Annotated in this window: 13 protein-coding genes; 5 read left to right on the top strand and 8 right to left on the bottom strand. The window is 63.3% G+C overall.

Going from position 1 to position 17,354, the window contains the following annotated elements; all coding sequences use genetic code 11:
* Positions 1-34: 34 nt before the first annotated feature.
* Entirely contained in the window at positions 35-805 is a 771-nt protein-coding gene (locus tag RX329_RS41060; protein ID WP_085361923.1) for a transcriptional regulator, read from the bottom strand.
* 183 nt (positions 806-988) lie between these two features.
* On the opposite strand from RX329_RS41060, the gene RX329_RS41065 reads away from it, so the two are divergent.
* The 5 genes from RX329_RS41065 (at position 989) to RX329_RS41085 (ending at position 8,509) form a co-directional block, all read left to right on the top strand.
* Positions 989-3,250, top strand: a complete 2,262-nt coding sequence (locus RX329_RS41065; protein WP_085361924.1) for a marine proteobacterial sortase target protein — start codon at positions 989-991, stop codon at positions 3,248-3,250.
* Between the two features lie 189 nt (positions 3,251-3,439).
* Positions 3,440-4,009: a class GN sortase gene (locus tag RX329_RS41070; protein ID WP_085361925.1), complete on the top strand. Its 570-nt coding sequence runs from the start codon at positions 3,440-3,442 to the stop codon at positions 4,007-4,009.
* Between the two features lie 151 nt (positions 4,010-4,160).
* Positions 4,161-5,141: a glycosyltransferase family 2 protein gene (locus tag RX329_RS41075; protein ID WP_085361926.1), complete on the top strand. Its 981-nt coding sequence runs from the start codon at positions 4,161-4,163 to the stop codon at positions 5,139-5,141.
* Between the two features lie 159 nt (positions 5,142-5,300).
* Positions 5,301-7,520, top strand: coding sequence for an acetate--CoA ligase family protein (locus RX329_RS41080; RefSeq protein WP_085361927.1), 2,220 nt, complete (start codon positions 5,301-5,303; stop codon positions 7,518-7,520).
* Between the two features lie 158 nt (positions 7,521-7,678).
* Positions 7,679-8,509: an MlaD family protein gene (locus RX329_RS41085; protein ID WP_085361928.1), complete on the top strand. Its 831-nt coding sequence runs from the start codon at positions 7,679-7,681 to the stop codon at positions 8,507-8,509.
* A gap of 3 nt (positions 8,510-8,512) precedes the next feature.
* Here RX329_RS41085 and RX329_RS41090 read toward each other — a convergent pair whose 3' ends face one another.
* The 7 genes from RX329_RS41090 to urtC all read right to left on the bottom strand — a co-directional run bounded on the left by RX329_RS41090 (position 8,513) and on the right by urtC (position 17,345).
* Positions 8,513-11,566 (bottom strand): autotransporter domain-containing protein, encoded by a 3,054-nt coding sequence (locus RX329_RS41090; protein ID WP_317245439.1) that lies wholly within the window; start codon positions 11,564-11,566, stop codon positions 8,513-8,515.
* A 369-nt stretch (positions 11,567-11,935) separates the two neighbouring features.
* On the bottom strand, positions 11,936-12,976 hold the full coding sequence (locus tag RX329_RS41095; RefSeq protein ID WP_085348669.1) for an aliphatic amidase: 1,041 nt from the start codon (positions 12,974-12,976) through the stop codon (positions 11,936-11,938).
* A gap of 40 nt (positions 12,977-13,016) precedes the next feature.
* Positions 13,017-13,391 carry an FmdB family zinc ribbon protein gene (locus RX329_RS41100; RefSeq protein WP_018455946.1) on the bottom strand — a complete coding sequence of 125 codons (375 nt, stop codon included), beginning with the start codon at positions 13,389-13,391 and terminating at the stop codon, positions 13,017-13,019.
* A 90-nt stretch (positions 13,392-13,481) separates the two neighbouring features.
* Entirely contained in the window at positions 13,482-14,711 is a 1,230-nt protein-coding gene (gene fmdA / locus RX329_RS41105) for a formamidase (protein ID WP_007598072.1), read from the bottom strand.
* Between the two features lie 27 nt (positions 14,712-14,738).
* Positions 14,739-15,428, bottom strand: coding sequence for an urea ABC transporter ATP-binding subunit UrtE (urtE, locus tag RX329_RS41110; RefSeq protein ID WP_085348670.1), 690 nt, complete (start codon positions 15,426-15,428; stop codon positions 14,739-14,741).
* Positions 15,429-15,439: 11 nt separating this feature from the next.
* Complete coding sequence (gene urtD, locus RX329_RS41115; protein ID WP_018455944.1) at positions 15,440-16,195, bottom strand: urea ABC transporter ATP-binding protein UrtD; 756 nt, start codon at positions 16,193-16,195, stop codon at positions 15,440-15,442.
* Positions 16,196-16,205: 10 nt separating this feature from the next.
* Positions 16,206-17,345, bottom strand: coding sequence for an urea ABC transporter permease subunit UrtC (gene urtC / locus RX329_RS41120; RefSeq protein ID WP_018455943.1), 1,140 nt, complete (start codon positions 17,343-17,345; stop codon positions 16,206-16,208).
* Positions 17,346-17,354 lie beyond the last annotated feature (9 nt).

The following is a 17,354-nucleotide window of genomic DNA, read 5'->3' on the forward strand; positions in this document are numbered from 1 at the left end:
CGCATGCTCGTCATTCCGGATAATTTCTTGCGGGCTATACCGACAGAAACAGCGCGAACGATTCTTCCACCGTTCGGCGCAGAAGCCTTTGGTACAATTCGTGGTTAGCATCGCCGGGCGCGACCCGACCCAGCGAGGGCTTCGCGAAGTTTCGGAGCGGCACATAAGCGATCGGCGCTGCGATCGGCGTCAGCTGCGAGCCGGGACCGGCGCGGAGCGTCGAGATGATCCCGTACATCTCGCCGGCGACCGTCGGCCGCGACACAGTGATCACGCGATGCTGGCCGTGCTTGATGATGACGAGATAGATGAAGCCGGACTGATGCGGCACGGCGACCTCGCCGGTGTGTTCATAGGCGGCATCGGTCCGCTCGCCCTCGCGGAACACCAGTGAAGAGACCTTCGGCTCCCAGACGATCTCGGTGCGGTAGGCGAAGATCGCGTCCTTGTCGCCGAACGACGGTCGCAGCGTGATGTAGACGTCCTCGAGCCACGTCACCGCGCGATGGGCATAGGAGCCGAGGCTGTCGGGCGCGACATCGTTTGCGGCCGGAGGCGTCACTACGGCGGCGCTTCTGCGCAGGGAGACGCCCAGCGCCTGCTCCAGCCGCACCGTGGTCGCCAGCGTGAACGGCCGTCGGCCGCCGAGCACCTTCTCCAGCGTCGACAGGCTGAGCTTGGCCTGCTCGGCCAGCGCCTGCCGGGAGATCCGGCGCCTGGCGAGCTCCTCGCGAATGGTCTCCGCGATCTCGCGGCTCTGCTCGTCCGACAGCTGCTTGTCGGTGAATTTGTCCTGCGTCTGCATCGTGGCCCTGCTCCAGGACGACATCCTAGCAGGACGGACAAACCAGCACAAAACCGCACTTCGCCATCTCGGAGGCGGCCGGCCGGGCCGGCCGTGGCGGAACATTGCCGATCATTCTGCTCGCGAAATCGGGCCGTCCCGGCGGATGCTCGGGGCCAGCAAACATGCTCGGGAGCAGGCCAAATGGATACTTTTGACACGACGGACAGCAACGAACACCCTTGGCTGGGCAGACTGATCGTGGTCGGACTGTTCCTTCTGGCGCAGGGCATCGCGGTGATGCTGGTCGCCTTCGTGGCCCTGCTGGTGAGCTTCGAGCCGGGCTGGTCGGCGACGACGGAGCAGGCCAGCCTGCTCCAGCCCGGCGATGCCAAATCCGGTTCTCTCCTCCTCAAGGAGGATGGCGCCTACACGGAAGCGATCCGCCTCGGCATCGACGTCGACATCACGGTGTCGGGCCCGACACTGCGAGCACGAGTCACCCAAATCTTTCGCAACCCGACGAAGGACTGGGTCGAGGCGACCTATGTCTATCCGCTCCCCGCGGACGGCGCCGTCGATTCGCTGAAGATGGTGGTCGGCAACCGCGTCATCGTCGGGGACATCAAGGAGCGGCAACAGGCGCGCATGATCTACGAAGAGGCGCGCCGCGCCGGCCAGAAGGCCGCGCTCACCGAGCAGGAGCGGCCGAACATCTTCACCAACTCGGTCGCCAATATCGGCCCTGGCGAAACCGTGCTGGTGCAGATCGAATATCAGGAGCCGGTGCATCAATCCGGCAACGAATATTCGCTGCGCCTGCCGCTGGTGGTCGGGCCGCGCTACAATCCGGCGCCGATCGTCCAGAGCGTCGATTTCCGCAACGATGGCTCCGGCTGGGGCGCGACCAACTCGGACCCGGTGCCGGACCGCGACCGCATCTCGCCGCCCGTGCTGGATCCCGCCAGGAATGCACCGGTCAATCCGACCAGCATCACGGTGCGTCTGAACGCCGGCTTTGCGCTCGGCGAGGTCACGAGCCCCCATCATAACGTCAAGGTCGCGAGCCCGGACAATACGATGCGAATCGTCTCGCTTGCCGACGGTGCCGTGGCTGCCGACCGCGATTTCGAACTGACCTGGAAGCCAGCGGCCGTGAAGGCGCCGTCGGTCGGCTTATTTCGCGAGCGCGTCGGCGACGCCGATTATTTGCTTGCCTTTGTCACCCCGCCCGCCGCCGAGCAGGCGACGCAGAAGCCGCGGCCGCGCGAGGTGATATTCGTGATCGACAATTCCGGCTCGATGGGCGGCACGTCGATCGTTCAGGCCAAGGCGAGCCTCACCTACGCGCTCTCCCGTCTCCAGCCGACCGACCGTTTCAACGTCATCCGTTTCGACGATACCATGGACGTGCTGTTTCCGGTCTCCGTCGCGGCGGATGCCGAGCGTGTCGGTGAAGCCACCTCGTTCGTCAGCGCGCTGCAGGCGCGTGGCGGCACCGAGATGGTGCCGGCGATGCGGGCCGCGCTGACCGACAAGCTTGGCGACGCCGGCATGGTTCGCCAGGTCGTATTCCTGACCGACGGTGCGATCGGCAACGAGCAGCAATTGTTCGAAACGATCACGGCGATGCGCGGCCGCTCGCGCGTGTTCATGGTCGGCATCGGGTCGGCGCCCAACACCTATCTGATGACGCGCGCCGCCGAGCTCGGCCGCGGTGCCTTCACCCATATCGGCTCCGTCGAGCAGGTCGAGGAGCGTATGCGCGGCCTGTTTGCCAAGCTCGAGAACCCGGCCGTGACCGGGCTGAGCGTAAAGTTCTCCGAAGCGAAGGCCGACGTCACACCGACGATCATTCCCGACGTCTATCGCGACGAGCCGCTGGTGCTGGCGGCAAAGCTCGACACGGTTGCGGGCTCGGTCGAAATCAAGGGCCGCGTCGGTGACCGCCCATGGTCGGTGACGCTGCCGCTGCAAAATACGGCCGAAGGCAACGGCCTGTCGAAGCTTTGGGCCAAGCGCAAGATCGCCGATGCCGAAGTGGCGCGCACCCTGCGCGAAATGACGCCCGAAGACTCGGACAAGGCAATCCTGGCACTGGCGCTCGACCATCAGATCGTCACGCGGCTCACCAGCCTCGTCGCGGTCGACAAGACGCCGAGCCGTCCCGAAGGCGAGCCGCTCAAGCCCAGCGAATTGCCGATCAACCTGCCGGCCGGTTGGGATTTCGCGAAGGTCTTTGGCGAACGACAGCAGGTCCCAGCGCAGCTCCGCGAGCGTCACGCCGATGCACGCAACCAGCCGGCCACGAGGCGACCGACGCCCGCTGCACCGGATGCGATCCGCCTGCCCAAGACCGCGACCTCGGCCGAGCTGAAAATGACCGCAGGCCTGATCCTGGTCGTGCTCGCCCTGATCCTGTTCGTGTTCAAGCGGCGTCAGTCCTTGCTCACTGACGCCGCTTGAGAGAGGAGCCCCCCGAACTCCTCTGTTAGCGCGCGCGGCTGCCCGTCCCACACACCAACGGCCGCGCGCGCCTTTTTGAACTCGCCCTCTCACCTTCGTCATTGCAAGCGAAGCATCCAGAAACTCATCCACGGAGACAGTCTGGATTGCTTCGTCGCTTCGCTCCCCGCAATGACGGGAATTAGTACAATGCCGCGCATCATCTCTCCCCTCGCTCTCGCCCTGATCGGCATCATCCTGTTCGGCGACGGCGCCTACATCCATGCCAAAGCATGGCTCGCGCAGGTGCTGCTGGAGCGCGCATTCGACCAGAGCGTTGCGACCGGCGAGGTGGTCAGGCCATGGTCATGGGCCGATACTTGGCCGGTTGCGCGAATCGAGGTGAGGCGGATCGGCGCCCGCGCGATCGTACTGGAAGGCGCGAGCGGCCAGGCGCTCGCTTTCGGGCCCGGCCATATCCGCCAAACGGCTGACGCGGGCGAGCGGGGCGTTGCCGTATATGCAGCGCACCGCGACACTCATTTCCGTTTCCTGCGGAATGTCGCCATTGGTGACCTGATCGACGTCACACGCAGTGATGGCAAGCACTTTCGTTTTCGCGCGGATTCCTCCGCTGTGGTTCGCTTCGATGCCTCGGGGATCGATCCTGCGGCACGGGCAGCCGAACTCGTGCTCGCGACCTGCTGGCCGTTCAACGCCGTCGCGTCCGGCCCCGAGCGCTACATCCTGCATGCTACCCTGATCGGCACTGATGAATAGCGGTTCGCAATCGATCCGCACCCCCCTCTTGAATCCGCCCGACCTGTAGGGACAATGCCGCTCGATGGAACCCCTGAACCGGCGCCGTCGACCGCAGACCCATCAGAATGGCCTATTGAGCATTTCCGCTGTAATTTGCGAGAAGACGGTGATGGATGAGGAGTTCAGGCAGCGTCTCGAACAGCTGGAAAGCCGCGTCGCGCTCCTGGAGAGGAACCAGGATCTTATCGCCGCCGGGCAAAGACGCTCCTCGCTTCGGAGCCTCTGGCGCCGCCCGCCGATGTGGACCTTCGAGCAATATCCGCCGCGCCTGCTCAACCTGACGGCTTTCCCGCGAGCTCCTGCGATCCATCCGGGCGCGCCCAGAATCGCGATGGTCACTCCGAGCTACAACCATGCGCAATATCTCGGCGCCACGATCGACAGCATCGTCAGCCAGAACTATCCGGACCTGTATTATCACGTGCAGGACGGCGCCTCGATCGACGGCACGCTCGATCTCCTGAAGAGGCGCGGCGATAGCCTGAGCTGGAGCAGCGAACCGGACAAGGGGCAATCCAGCGCCATCAATCTCGGCTTCGTCGGCGCCGAGAGCGAGATCATGGCCTATCTCAACAGCGACGACGTGCTGCTGCCCGGGACACTTGCGTATGTCGCAAATTACTTCATCGCACATCCGCGTGTCGACGTCGTCTACGGCCATCGCGTCTTCATCGATCGCGAGGGACTCGAGGTCGGCCGCGCCGTGCTGCCGCCTCATGACGGCAAGGCGTTGCGATATGCCGACTACATTCCGCAAGAGACGATGTTCTGGCGCAAGCGCGTATGGGACAGGATCGGGCCGATCGACGAGAGCTTACACTACGCGATGGACTGGGACTTCATCCTGCGGGCGCAAGCCGCAGGATTCAAATTTGCACGCTTGCCGCGATTTCTCGCCTGCTTCCGAATCCATGACGCACAAAAGACGGCATCGACCTATGCGGTCGGCGTCAGGGAGATGGGCATCCTGCGGCGACGCATTCTCGGCTTCGAACCGACACAGATGCAGATCCGGCGCGCCATCGCTCCTTATCTGGCGAAGCAGCTGGCCTATCACTACGCCTACAAGCTCGGCATCCTGCGATACTGAACCACGGCGCGAGCAGTGATCCCAAAATGTCGATCACCAGGGCTTGGCGCGCGCTCATTCCACCGCACGGCATACCCGCCCACGTGGTTGCCAGTCCGAAGAACTCGCCATAGAACAGAGTGACGCACCGCCAACAAGAACAACAGGTGAGGTCACACCATGGAAGCTCGCGTATCTGCCGCCTCAGCTTCATCGCGCCCATGGTCTCCGCCGCCCGATGCCAGCGACATCGTCAAGGGCATCCACGCCATGCTGCATCCGCGCAACATCGTGCTGGTGGGCGCGACCGACAAGCCCGGCAACTATGCCGAGCGCATCTGGAACAATTTGGTCAAATACGGCTACGAGGGCGGGCTCTATCCCGTCAATTCCAAGCGCGACACCATCTGGGGTGTCCCCTGCTACAAGGACTTTGCAAGCCTCCCGGAGAAGCCCGACCACGTGCTGGTGCTGGTGCCGGCGCGCTTTGCCGTGCAGGTGATCCGCGATGCCGCCGCGGCCGGCGCGCGCTCGGCCACCATCGTCACCTCGGGCTTCAGCGAGTTGCAGGACGAGGAAAGCCAGAAGCTCGCCGCCGAACTGCAAGCGGCCGTGCGCGAGACGGGATTGGCGGTCACCGGCCCGAACTGCCTCGGCAATTTGAGCGCGGGCGAAAAGCTCTTCACCAATATCGACGACCGTATCGTCACCATGGAACAGGGCGCGGTGGCGATTGCCGGGCAATCCGGCGCCATCGTCATGGCGATCCGCCAGGCCCTGGAAGATCGCGGCGTCGGGGTCGGCTACATGGTGACGACCGGCAACGAGGCAGGGCTCGAGACGCCGGACCTGATGCGCTATTTCGCCGAGGATCCTAGCATCAAGGTGATCGTGGTCTACCTCGAAGGCGTGCGCAACACCAAGGCATTCCGGGACGCCTGCAAGGCGGCGCGCGCCGCGAGCAAACCGGTGATCGCGCTCAAGCTCGGAGCGTCCGAGGGCGGCCGCGCGGCGGCGATGGCACATACCGGCGCGCTCGCGGGCTCGATCGAGACCTTCGACGCCATTGCAACGCGCGAAGGGGTCATCAGGGTCGGCGGGCTCGACGAGCTGATCGAGACCACCGAATGTTTCGTCCACGCCGCAGTGCCCAGGGGCGACCGGCTCGCCGCAGTGACGCTATCCGGCGGCAAGCGCGGCATGCTGATCGACGCCTTCGATGCAGAAGGCCTGAATTTTGCACCACTCAGCTCGCATGTCGGCTCGGAGCTGGCAAAGATGCTCGGGCCGGGCTCGATCGTCGGCAACCCGCTCGACGCCGGCTTTGCCGCGGTGGTCGATCCCTCCGTCTACATGAAATCGATCGGGCTGATGATCGACGACCCCGATATCGACATCGTCATCATCGATGCCGAGCTGCCGAAAGCGCCGCACGAGCTGCGCGAGCGCAATCTGCGCATCGTCGACGAGATGGCGAGCCGGGCCGGCAAGCCGGTGATCTATATCAGCGCGATGTCGATCGGCTTCACGGAGTTCACCAAGACCTTGCGCAAGTCGCTGCCGCATCTCGCGGTCATGCAGGGCATGGATCGCGCGGTGACTGCGATCAAGTCGCTGCTCGACTACGCCAAGCTGCGCAAGGAAGTGCCTGATATCGTCTCCAGCTCGAAGCCTGCAGCGCGCGCCGTGCTTGAGAAGGCGCTGAAATCGGCAATTGGCGCCGCGCTCGACGAGGTCGCCTCCAAGAAGCTGCTGAAGGCCTATGGCATCCCGATCTCGAAGGAGGCAATCGCACAGACGGCAGCCGAGGCCGTGAAAATCGCCAAGCAGATCGGCTTCCCCGTCGTGGCCAAAGTCGTCAGCGCCGAGATCCTGCACAAATCAGATATCGGCGGCGTGGTGCTGAATCTCAACAACCCGGCCGCGGTGAAGAAGGCGTTCGCCGACATCACCGCGCGGGTGAGCAAGCTGAAGGGCAAGCCGAAGCTCGACGGCATCCTGATCGCGCAACAGGTGAAGGCAGATCTGGAACTGGTGGTCGGCGCCTCCCTCGATGCCGAGATGGGCCCGGTCGTGCTGTTCGGCACCGGCGGCATCGACATCGAGCTGATGAAGGACGTCGCGCTCGCCGGCGCGCCGCTGGACGAGGCTGAGGCTCGACTCCTGATCGGCCGCACCAAGGCCGGTATCAAGATGCGCGGCTATCGGGGCAAACCGGCCTTGCACGAGGCCTCCGCGGTGAAGGCGCTGGTCGGCCTGTCCAACCTGATCGCGGATGCTGGCGACCGGATCGCCTCGATCGACGTCAATCCGTTCCTGATCAATGCCAAAACAGGCGTCGCCGTCGATGCCCTGATCGTGCTGAACAATGCTGCGGCCATGAACACCGCCGGGCATTGATGTCGCTGAGGGCGGTTTAGCGCAGCGTAATCCGCCAATCCTTGCGACAAAACGCGAGAGGAAGTGGCGGGTTACGCTTCCCTAACTCGCCCATCCTATTATTGCGGCCACGCCATCATCCTTCCAACTTCCCCGCTTTGGCCGTAAAATCATCCCGCATGGCACGCGCGAGCAATCTGGTGATCGGAACGGCGACGCTGGCGGTGATCGCCGTGGCGTTCGGCGGCGTGCTCGGCGTGCAGAAATGGCGCACCCTCCAGAGCCGCAGCCAGTTGCGCGTGGTATTCGAGGGGGGCTCCGCCAGCGGATTGCGCCGCGGCGGACCGGTCAATTTCGATGGCGTCCCCGCCGGCCAAATCCTGTCGATCAAGCTGGACAATCCGCGCAAGGTCGTGGCCCTGGTGATGCTCGACAATACCGCGCCGATACGCAAGGACACCGTCGCGGGCATCGAGTTCCAGGGCCTCACCGGCGTCGCCGCGGTCTCGCTGATCGGCGGCGCGCCCTCGGCGCCGCCAGTGCCGCTGGACTCGGACGGCGTCCCCGTGCTGACCGCCGATCTCAGCGATGCCGAATCGATCGTCGACACCCTGCATAGCGTCGACCGTACGATCGTCAGCAACGCCCCGGCGATCAAGGAAGGCCTGCGCACGTTCGAGAACTACACCGCCGATCTCCGGAGCAAGGGCGGCGAAATCGATTCCGTCATGGCCAGGGTCGACAGCGCCTTCGCGGGCTTCGACAAGGCGGTCACAAAGATCGAAGGCGTGGTGCCCGGCTTTGCCGACGGCAAGGCGGATGAGCTGTTCGAAAAGATCCAGGGATTGCACGAACTCGCCGACACCATGAAAAAGAAATCGGCGAACTTCCTCGATGACATCCGTCGCTCGCTGCTCGACGTCAGCGAAGCCGTCAACAAGATGAGCGGGACACCCACGCCGGCCGCCGCTCCGCGACCGCCCCGGAAGCCGGCGCAGCAGAAACGGTAGCGCCTACCACGCGTAGCGGACGACGCCCTTGCCGGCGTAAGAGCGGGTGACGTTCGAGAACTCGCCGTCGAAAGTCGCCGACGCAGACCAGCCGTTCATCCAGCTCATCTGCACCGCCGCTGTGGTCAGCGCGGAATCGTGTGCTTGGGCGGCGCCGTTCACCACGAACGCCGATCCCGGCAACGTTTGGAAGACCGCACCGATGGTGCGATCCGGATTGTAGTCATGCGCCCAGGCGACGCGGCCGCGCAAGGTTATCAGGCCGCCGGCTGCGGCAAAGGACTTGTCCGCGCGCAGGCCGAGTTCGGTGCGGGTGCTGGTCACGTCCTTGGCGGCATAATTCAGCGCGAAGACGTTGCTGCCGACCACAGCGAACTCCGAATAGCTCGGAAGGCTGAACACGGTGGCCTGGAGCGCTGCATAGGGGGTGAGGCCGATCCACTGCCAGGCATAGCGATAGCCGCCCTCGACACGGCCCGAGAGCGCGTTGGCGTTGAACTGCGCACGCAATTGATCCACGCCGGCGGCGGTGACGATGCGATTGGTCGTGACGTCCTGCCAGCCATAGGCCAGCGCGGCCGTGACATAGGCCGGTCCTGCGTTGTGACGCACGAAGGCGCCGGCCTGGAACAAATCCGAGCGGCCCCAGCCGAGCCCGTTGACATTGAAGCCGGTGCCGCCGCCGGCGAGCGCAAAACCTACGATCGTCGACGGCGAGAAGCGATAATCCAGACCAACCGCCGTGCCGTACACGCTGCTGGTGGCGTTGTTCGAGCCAAGCGCCGCATTGCCGTCAGTCGCCTGCGAGCCGCCATAGCCGGCGGCCCAGACGTCCCAGCGCTGCTCGAATGTCAGCGGCGGTGCCTTGCGGTAGATCGAAGCAAGGGCGTCGCTGGCGTTCTTGCGGGTCGCGGCATAGGCAGTCGCGTTCGTCTCGTCGGCATAGGGCGTCGCGCCCGGTGCGCCGCCGCGTCCCGCGCTGAAGACGTCGGTCAACAAGCCGATAAATTGGTTCATCGCATTGAACGTCGTCTGCTGCGATCCCGTCCCTGATTCGCCGGAGGCTTGCGTCAGTCCCGTCGGCGAGAGATTCGCCAGCACCACGGGAAGGCTGCCGGTGTTGTCGAAGTAGTGCGTCAGAATGTTGGCGACATTCTGCTGGTTGATATTGAGGCCGCCGCCATAGCCCAGCGCGAGATCCAGGAAGACGTTGTTGGGGTCGTAGCTCAGGGTCGCATGCAGGTTCGACGACAAACCCGCGACGACCGGATTGAAGCTGTCGGGCAGCGTGCCCGCGTTCAGGATCGTGTAGTGCTTCGCGATCGAGCCGGTCGGTACGACGACGACCGTGGCGCCGGCGAGCGTCGCCGTTCCCGTGACGACCGCGACGCCGTTGCTGGTGCCCGAGACCTGCACCATGTAGTGCGACGCCGACGTAAACGAGAGATCACCGGACACGTTGAGCGTCCCGGTGGGACTGCCCGGTGCTAGCGTGCCGCCGTTGACGGAGATGGAGCTTCCGACCGTGCCGACGCCACCGAACGTGCCGCCGGCCGCGACACTCACATTGCCATTGATGGTGCCGGCCAGCGTGAGCGTGCCGCCCAGCACGTTCCAGTCCTGATTACCCGTGCCGGTCACCGTCCAGGTCGAATTGTCGACCTTGTTGAAGGTCGAGAAGCCGTCATACTGAAGAAGGGGACCGATCAGGTCGAGGTTGAACGTATCCTTGCCGATGCCTCCGAGCTGGAACGTGTCGACGCCAGTGCCGAGCACCAGGCCGTTGATGATGCTGCCGGGTCCTAGCGTCAGCGTGTTGGGGCCGCAGGCACAAAACTCGATTGCAGCGATTCCGGCCGCAGCGTTGATGGTCCCGGAGTTGAAGACGTTGGCCCCGCCGCTCACGCTGATGCCGACGCCGCCAGCACCGACGGTGATGGTTCCGGTATTGACAACGTGGTTTGTCGTTGTGAACGAGCTCACGTCGATGCCGAAGCCGGAATCGCCGACCGTGATCGTACCTCTGTTGATGATGGTGTTGGAATCACCGAGAGCTACGATGCCCTCGGCGAAATCGGCCCCTGTGATCCGTCCATTGTTGCTGATCGTGGAGGACAGGCCCGTAAACGCGATGCCCGCACCGCCCAGACCCACGCTGATCGTCCCGTTTTGGTTGATCGCGACCCGATTGCCCTGCACCGCAATGCCGGCGGACGTGCCATCGCCCGACTTGATCGAGCCACTATTGGTGACCTTGGCGTCATCACCGAACAAGGCGATGCCGGCACCAAAGTCGCCGGCCGTGATTGCGCCGAAATTGCTGACGATTTGAAAACTACCCTGCATAAAGATGCCAGCGGCACCCTGCCCGACCGAAATCGTGCCGGTGGCGGTGTTGGTGACCGTGTTGTTATCCATGGTCGCAACGATGCCGCCGGAGAAGCCGGAGGAATCGCCGACCTTGATCGCGCCTGCATTGGTCACGGTCGTGCCACCGAACGAAGCGAAAATCCCGATTGAATCATCGAGTCCGGTGATCGTGCCCGTCGCGGCGTTGGTGATCGTGTTGCTCTGGACCGCGAAGATGCCCGCGCCCGACGCGCCGATGGACAGCGCACCGCTGTTGCTAACGCTATTGTTGTTTCCTACCGAGATCGCGCTGCCGTGGTCGCCGGTGGTGACGGTCCCGGCATTGATGATGATGTTGTGATCGAGCGCGGAGATACCGAGGCCGTTATCAAGCACCGTGATGGCGCCGTTGTTGGTCACGGTGTTCGAATTGCCGCCATTGATGCCGGTGAGGCCCGAGCCCGCCGCCACCGTGCCATTGTTAGTGATGACGTTGGTGTCATTGACGTTGATCGCCGCCGTGCCGTTATCGTTGACGCTGGCGCCAGTCAGCACATTTACGGTCAGATTGGTGACGCCGCCGCTTGCCGCAAAGCCGTCGGCATCGGTGCCGCTACAGGTGACGGTCTGCCCGCTTGCCGCCGGGTCGGGCGCGCAGTCCGCCTGCGCAGGTGTCGCCGATAGGCCGAGGCTGAGAACGACCGCCACGACAGACGAAGCGACCGCGGCAAGGCGCAGCCCAATCCGACCAGCCCTCGGCGGCCCAAATTCCACTTTGATGCCCTCAGTCCAGCGCTCCCCAGCGGCGCCGCCGGCAAACTAGGCCGCCGGGCCCCTCCGTGGAACTACGGAATCGGCGGAATCGCTGGGGGACAGCAAAACCGGACTGATTCAGCGGACCATGTTGCACCAGAGGCACGCTTTTCCGGCGCAGCCTGGTCGATCCACGACGTTTGCGTGTTCGGTTCGGTCGCAATATTGACCGTCGTTCACATCAATGACTGATCATCTGGGGCGGCGCCGCGTCCCAACGGGAGCGAGCGGCACGCCTTCACACACACTGATTTGGGCAACGGCTTAGTAATTGGTGGGCGCCGCTTCATTCGGGATGCCGTCGATCGGGCATTCGGCGGTACCGGGCGTCGCGCGCGTCATCGCCTCGACCATGTCCCGGGTGCCTTCGGGATCGGCGATCCAGTTCTTGTAGAAATCATAGGGGCAGACGGCGAGGCCGCGCGGGCTTTCGCCGGAATTGATCATGCCGGTGTAGCCGCGGTGGACCAGCTTGTAGAGATGGTTCTGCGACTGGCCGTTGCGGCGCGCATCGCGGATCAGATGCTTCGACAGCTGGGCATATTGGATGCCGTAGTCCTCCTCGCCGCACTCGCCGAGGGTGCGGCCGTCGAAACCGATGATCGCGGAGTGACCGAAGTAAGAATAGACGCCGTCGAAGCCGGCAGCGTTGGCGACCGCGACATAGACATTATTGGCCCATGCCATCGCTTTTGAAATCAGGATCTGCTGCTCCTTGGCCGGATACATGTAGCCCTGGCAGCGCACGATCAGCTCGGCCCCCTTCATGGCGCAGTCGCGCCAGATCTCCGGGAAGTTGCCGTCGTCGCAGATGATCAGGCTGACCTTCATCCCTTTCGGGCCGTCGGAGACATAGGTGCAATTGCCGGGATACCAGCCCTCGATCGGCACCCACGGCATGATCTTGCGGTACTTCTGCACGATGTCACCCTTGTCGTTCATCAGGATCAGGGTGTTGTAGGGCGCCTTGTGCGGATGCTCCTCGTGGCGTTCGCCGGTGAGCGAGAACACGCCCCACACCTTGGCCTTGCGGCAGGCCTCCGCAAAAATCGCGGTCTCTTCACCGGGCACCGCGCAAGCGGTCTCATACATCTCCTTGGATTCGTACATGATGCCCTGGGTGGAGTATTCCGGGAAAATCACCAGGTCCATGCCGGGAAGGCCGGTCTTCATGCCCACCACCATGTCGGCGATCTTGCGGGCGTTGTCGAGCACCTCGGCCTTGGTGTGCAGGCGCGGCATCTTATAGTTGACCACCGCGACGCCGACGGTGTCGTTGCTGCTGGAGATGTCACCGTGAAGCATTTGAATTGCTCCTCTACTCTGTTTGAGATTGCCGCGTGAATCAGTGACTGATCATCCAGGGCCGCGCGGTGGGAAAACCCTTGGCACCGCTCCTGGTCTTGGTCACCAGCCGCGCCGGCTTGTTCTTATCCGGCGCGTTCTTTGACGAATTCTTACCCGTGGAGCAGCAGCCGCAACCGGGGCCATGCGAGGCCTTGTATTGCGCCAGCGTCTGCGGCGCGTGCGTGCTGCGCTCGTTGGCGGCGTGAGCCTTGCGCGTCTCCGACGGCATGCAGAAGAAGTTCGGGGCGGTCAGAATCACGCGGGGCGCCATGATTTCACATTGCGGACAGGCTTGCGGATCGTCGCATTCGGCCATCGGGCGCATATCCTTGAACGGACCGCAATCGTCACAGAGATATTCATAGACCGGCATCGCATCATCCCTACGCTGTTGTCTGTGAGAGAACTGTCGCGGCGGATGCGGGGCGACAGATACGCCGTCTCGCATCCGGTCGCGCAGGGATTACTTGTCCGGCGATATCGGCATCTGGATATCGCCCTTGATGTGCTTGATCGGACCTGCCGAGGACGGCATCACGTCGAAGTCGAAGATTTCCGTCGGCAGCCATAGCGTGGCACAGGCATTGGGCACGTCGACGACGCCGGAGATGTGCCCCTGAACCGGTGCCGTACCAAGGATCGAATAGGCCTGGGCGCCGGAGTAGCCGAACTTCTTCAGATATTCGATCGCATTCAGGCAGGCCTGGCGGTAGGCGATGGTGACGTCGAGATAGTGCTGCTTGCCGGCCTCGTCGACCGAGATACCTTCGAAGATCAGATAGTCCTTGTAGTTCGGTGTGATCGGCGACGGCTTGAAGATCGGATTCTTGACGCCGTACTTCGCCATGCCGTCCTTGATCACCTCGACCTTCAGATGCAGCCAGCCGGCCATCTCGATCGCACCGCAGAAGGTGATCTCGCCGTCGCCCTGACTGAAGTGGAGATCGCCCATCGAGAGACCGGCGCCGGGCACGTAGACCGGGAAGTAGATCTTCGAGCCGCGCGAAAGGTCCTTGATGTCGCAATTGCCGCCATGCTCCCGCGGCGGCACGGTGCGCGCGCCTTCGGCTCCGATCTTGTCCTTGACCTCACCCTTGGCGCGGCCGCCATGAGCGGTCGGCGCGAACGGCGGATTGGCGAGGCCGGGCACACGGGTCGGATTGGTTGCGATCAGCTCGGCCTCGCGCTTGTTCCAGGTGTCCAGCATCTTCGGATCGGGGAGACAGCCGATCAGGCCGGGATGGATCAGGCCGGCGAAGTTGACGCCCGGAATATGCCGCGACGAGGTGTAGAGACCCTTGATGTCCCAGATCGACTTCTGCGCCAGCGGGAAATGATCCGTAAGAAATCCGCCGCCGTTCTGCTTGGAGAAGAAGCCGTTGAAGCCCCACATGCTCTCCTTCATCGGGCCAACGTCGAGCAGGTCGACGACGAGGAGGTCACCGGGCTCGGCGCCCTTGACGCCGATCGGGCCGGAGAGGAAGTGCACGATCGACAGATCGATGTCGCGCACGTCGTCGGCGGAATCGTTGTTCTTGATGAAACCGCCGGTCCAGTCATAAGTCTCGATGATGAAGTCGTCGCCGGGATTGACCCAGGCCACGATCGGAATGTCGGGGTGCCAGCGGTTATGCACCATGTCATTTTCATAGGCCGACTTGGTGAGATCGACCTTGATCAGTGTCTCTGGCATCGAGAAGCTCCCCTTTTACACGGTTGGTTAGACGGACAGATATTTCGAGACCTGCGCGGCATCGACGGCGCCGCGCGGATCATCACGGACGATCTCGCCGTTCTCGATCACCAGCACACGGTCGGCGATATCGAGCGCGAAGCTCAGGACCTGCTCGGACACGACGATTGAAAGCCCCTTCTCGTCGCGGATGCGCTTGAGCGTGCGCGCCATCTCCTTGATGATCGACGGCTGGATACCTTCGGTCGGCTCGTCGAGCAGCAGCACTTTTGGCTTGGTCGCCAGCGCACGAGCGATCGCGAGTTGTTGCTGCTGGCCGCCGGAGAGATTGCCGCCACGGCGGTCCTTCATCTCCAGCAGCACCGGAAACAGTTCGTAGATGTCACCGGGCACTTCGGCTCCGCCGGAGACCACGAGGCCGGTCTCGATGTTCTCCTTCACCGTCATGGTAGAAAAGATCATGCGGCCTTGCGGCACATAGGCGAGCCCCTTGGCCACCCGCTCGTAGCTCGGCAGGCTGCCGAGCTCGGCGCCGTCCATGGTCACCGAGCCACTCTTGGCCGGCAGGATCCCCATCAGCGATTTCATCAGCGTGGTTTTGCCCATGCCGTTGCGACCCATGATCGCCACGATCTCGTTGGGCGCGACTTTGACGTTGAGCCCGTGCAGCACCTCGCTCTGGCCGTAGGCGACGTGAAGATCAGAAATAGCCAGCATCGTCGCGCTCCTTAGTGACCGAGATAAACTTCGACGACCTTGGGATCGTTCTTCACCTTTTCCATGGTGCCTTCCGAGAGGATCTGGCCCTGGTGAAGCACGGTGACCTTGTGCGCGATGTCCTCGACGAACTTCATGTCGTGCTCGATCACGAGCACCGAGCGATTTTTGATGATGCGGTTGAGCAGCTCGGCGGTCTTGGTGCGTTCGGACACGCTCATGCCGGCGACGGGCTCGTCCAGCATCAGTAGGTCAGGATCCTGAATCAGCAGCATGCCGATCTCGAGCCATTGCTTCTGGCCATGACTGAGCTCGGAGGCATAGGTGTTGAGCTTGTCCTTGAGGAAGATCATCTCGGCAACCTCTCCGACGCGTGACCTCACCAGCTGGTCACGCTGGAACGTGAGTGAGCCGAATACGGTGCGGCCGCGCGGAAACGAGATCTCGAGATTCTCGAACACGGTGAGGTCTTCGAACACCGACGGCGTCTGGAACTTGCGGCCGACGCCGGCCTTGACGATCTCGTTCTCCTTCAGCTTGGTCAGCTCGGTCCCGCGAAACTGGATCGAGCCTTCGGTCGCCTTGGTCTTGCCGCAAATCAGGTCGAGCACCGTGGTCTTGCCGGCCCCATTGGGGCCGATGATGACGCGGATCTCGTTCTCCTCGACGTAAAACGAGAGATCGTTGACGGCCTTGAAGCCGTCGAAGGAAACCGTCAGCCCGGAGACCGCGAGCAGGAATTCCTTGGGCTGATGACCAACGAGCATGATGGTCTCCTCACTCTGCTGGTGCGCCGTCGGCAACCGAATTGTCGCTCCAGCCCGGCTTCTTGCGCGAGGCGAAAAGGCGGTCGACGCGCGGCTGCACATAGTCGGCCCAGAGCCCCGACAGGCCGTTCGGGAAAGCGAGCACGACCGCGATGAACAGCGCGCCGAGACCAAACAGCCAGAGTTGCGGAAAGGATTCCGACAGGCTGGTCTTGGCGAAGTTCACCAGAATGGCCCCCCATATCGCGCCAAAGATCGACATCCGTCCGCCGACCGCGGTGTAGATCACCATCTCGATCGACGGCACGATGCCGACAAAGGACGGCGACATGAAACCGACATTGAGCGCGAACATGGCCCCGCCGATCGCGGCGAAAACCGCGGCCATACAGAACGCAAAGATCTTGAAGTTGGCGACGCTGTAGCCGGAGAAGCGGACGCGGTCCTCCTGTTCGCGCATAGCCACCAGGATGCGGCCGAGCTTGGTCAGGCGGATGAACTGCGCGATGCCGATGCAGGCGAACAGCAGCACCACTTCGACGAAGTACAAGATGACCTTGGCGTGGTCGGGCCGGATGTCCCATCCCTTGAGGGTGCGCAGGTCGGTCATGCCGTTGATGCCGCCGGTGTAGCCCTGCTGGCCCACGATCAGGATGGTGAGGATGGCCGCCACCGCCTGGGTGATGATGGCAAAGTAGGTGCCGCCCACGCGCCGCTTGAACATCGCAGTGCCGATGATCAGCGCGAAGATGCCGGGGACCAAGATGATGGCGAGGATGGTGAAGGCGAGACTGTGAAACGGCTGCCAGAACAGTGGCAGTGACGTGATCTGATTCCAGTCCATGAAGTCCGGGATGCCTGGCGTCGACTGGATTTTGGTATTTTCGACGCTGGAGGCCTCCAGCTTGAGGAACATCGCCATGCAATAGCCGCCGAGGCCGAAGAACACGCCCTGCCCCAGACTGAGAATGCCGCCGTAGCCCCAGCACAGCACGAGACCGAGCGCGACGAAGGCGTAGGTCAGATACTTCGCGACGAGGTTGAGACGGAACACATCCAGCGAGAGCGGCAGGATGACGAACAGCACGGCGGCCAGCACGAGGAAGCCCATGAGCTCGGATCGATTGAAGAAGCGTGAGTTGATGACCATGACTTGCCT

Origin of the sequence: Bradyrhizobium sp. BWC-3-1, assembly GCF_032917965.1 — a bacterium.
Classification (GTDB): domain Bacteria; phylum Pseudomonadota; class Alphaproteobacteria; order Rhizobiales; family Xanthobacteraceae; genus Bradyrhizobium; species Bradyrhizobium canariense_D.

Coding starts and splice junctions, on each gene's coding strand:
- RX329_RS41060 (WP_085361923.1), bottom strand. CDS start 805: ATGCAGACGCAGGACAAATTCACCGACAAGCAGCTGTCGGACGAGCAG.
- RX329_RS41065 (WP_085361924.1), top strand. CDS start 989: ATGGATACTTTTGACACGACGGACAGCAACGAACACCCTTGGCTGGGC.
- RX329_RS41070 (WP_085361925.1), top strand. CDS start 3,440: ATGCCGCGCATCATCTCTCCCCTCGCTCTCGCCCTGATCGGCATCATC.
- RX329_RS41075 (WP_085361926.1), top strand. CDS start 4,161: ATGGATGAGGAGTTCAGGCAGCGTCTCGAACAGCTGGAAAGCCGCGTC.
- RX329_RS41080 (WP_085361927.1), top strand. CDS start 5,301: ATGGAAGCTCGCGTATCTGCCGCCTCAGCTTCATCGCGCCCATGGTCT.
- RX329_RS41085 (WP_085361928.1), top strand. CDS start 7,679: ATGGCACGCGCGAGCAATCTGGTGATCGGAACGGCGACGCTGGCGGTG.
- RX329_RS41095 (WP_085348669.1), bottom strand. CDS start 12,976: ATGCTTCACGGTGACATCTCCAGCAGCAACGACACCGTCGGCGTCGCG.
- RX329_RS41100 (WP_018455946.1), bottom strand. CDS start 13,391: ATGCCGGTCTATGAATATCTCTGTGACGATTGCGGTCCGTTCAAGGAT.
- fmdA (WP_007598072.1), bottom strand. CDS start 14,711: ATGCCAGAGACACTGATCAAGGTCGATCTCACCAAGTCGGCCTATGAA.
- urtE (WP_085348670.1), bottom strand. CDS start 15,428: ATGCTGGCTATTTCTGATCTTCACGTCGCCTACGGCCAGAGCGAGGTG.
- urtD (WP_018455944.1), bottom strand. CDS start 16,195: ATGCTCGTTGGTCATCAGCCCAAGGAATTCCTGCTCGCGGTCTCCGGG.
- urtC (WP_018455943.1), bottom strand. CDS start 17,345: ATGGTCATCAACTCACGCTTCTTCAATCGATCCGAGCTCATGGGCTTC.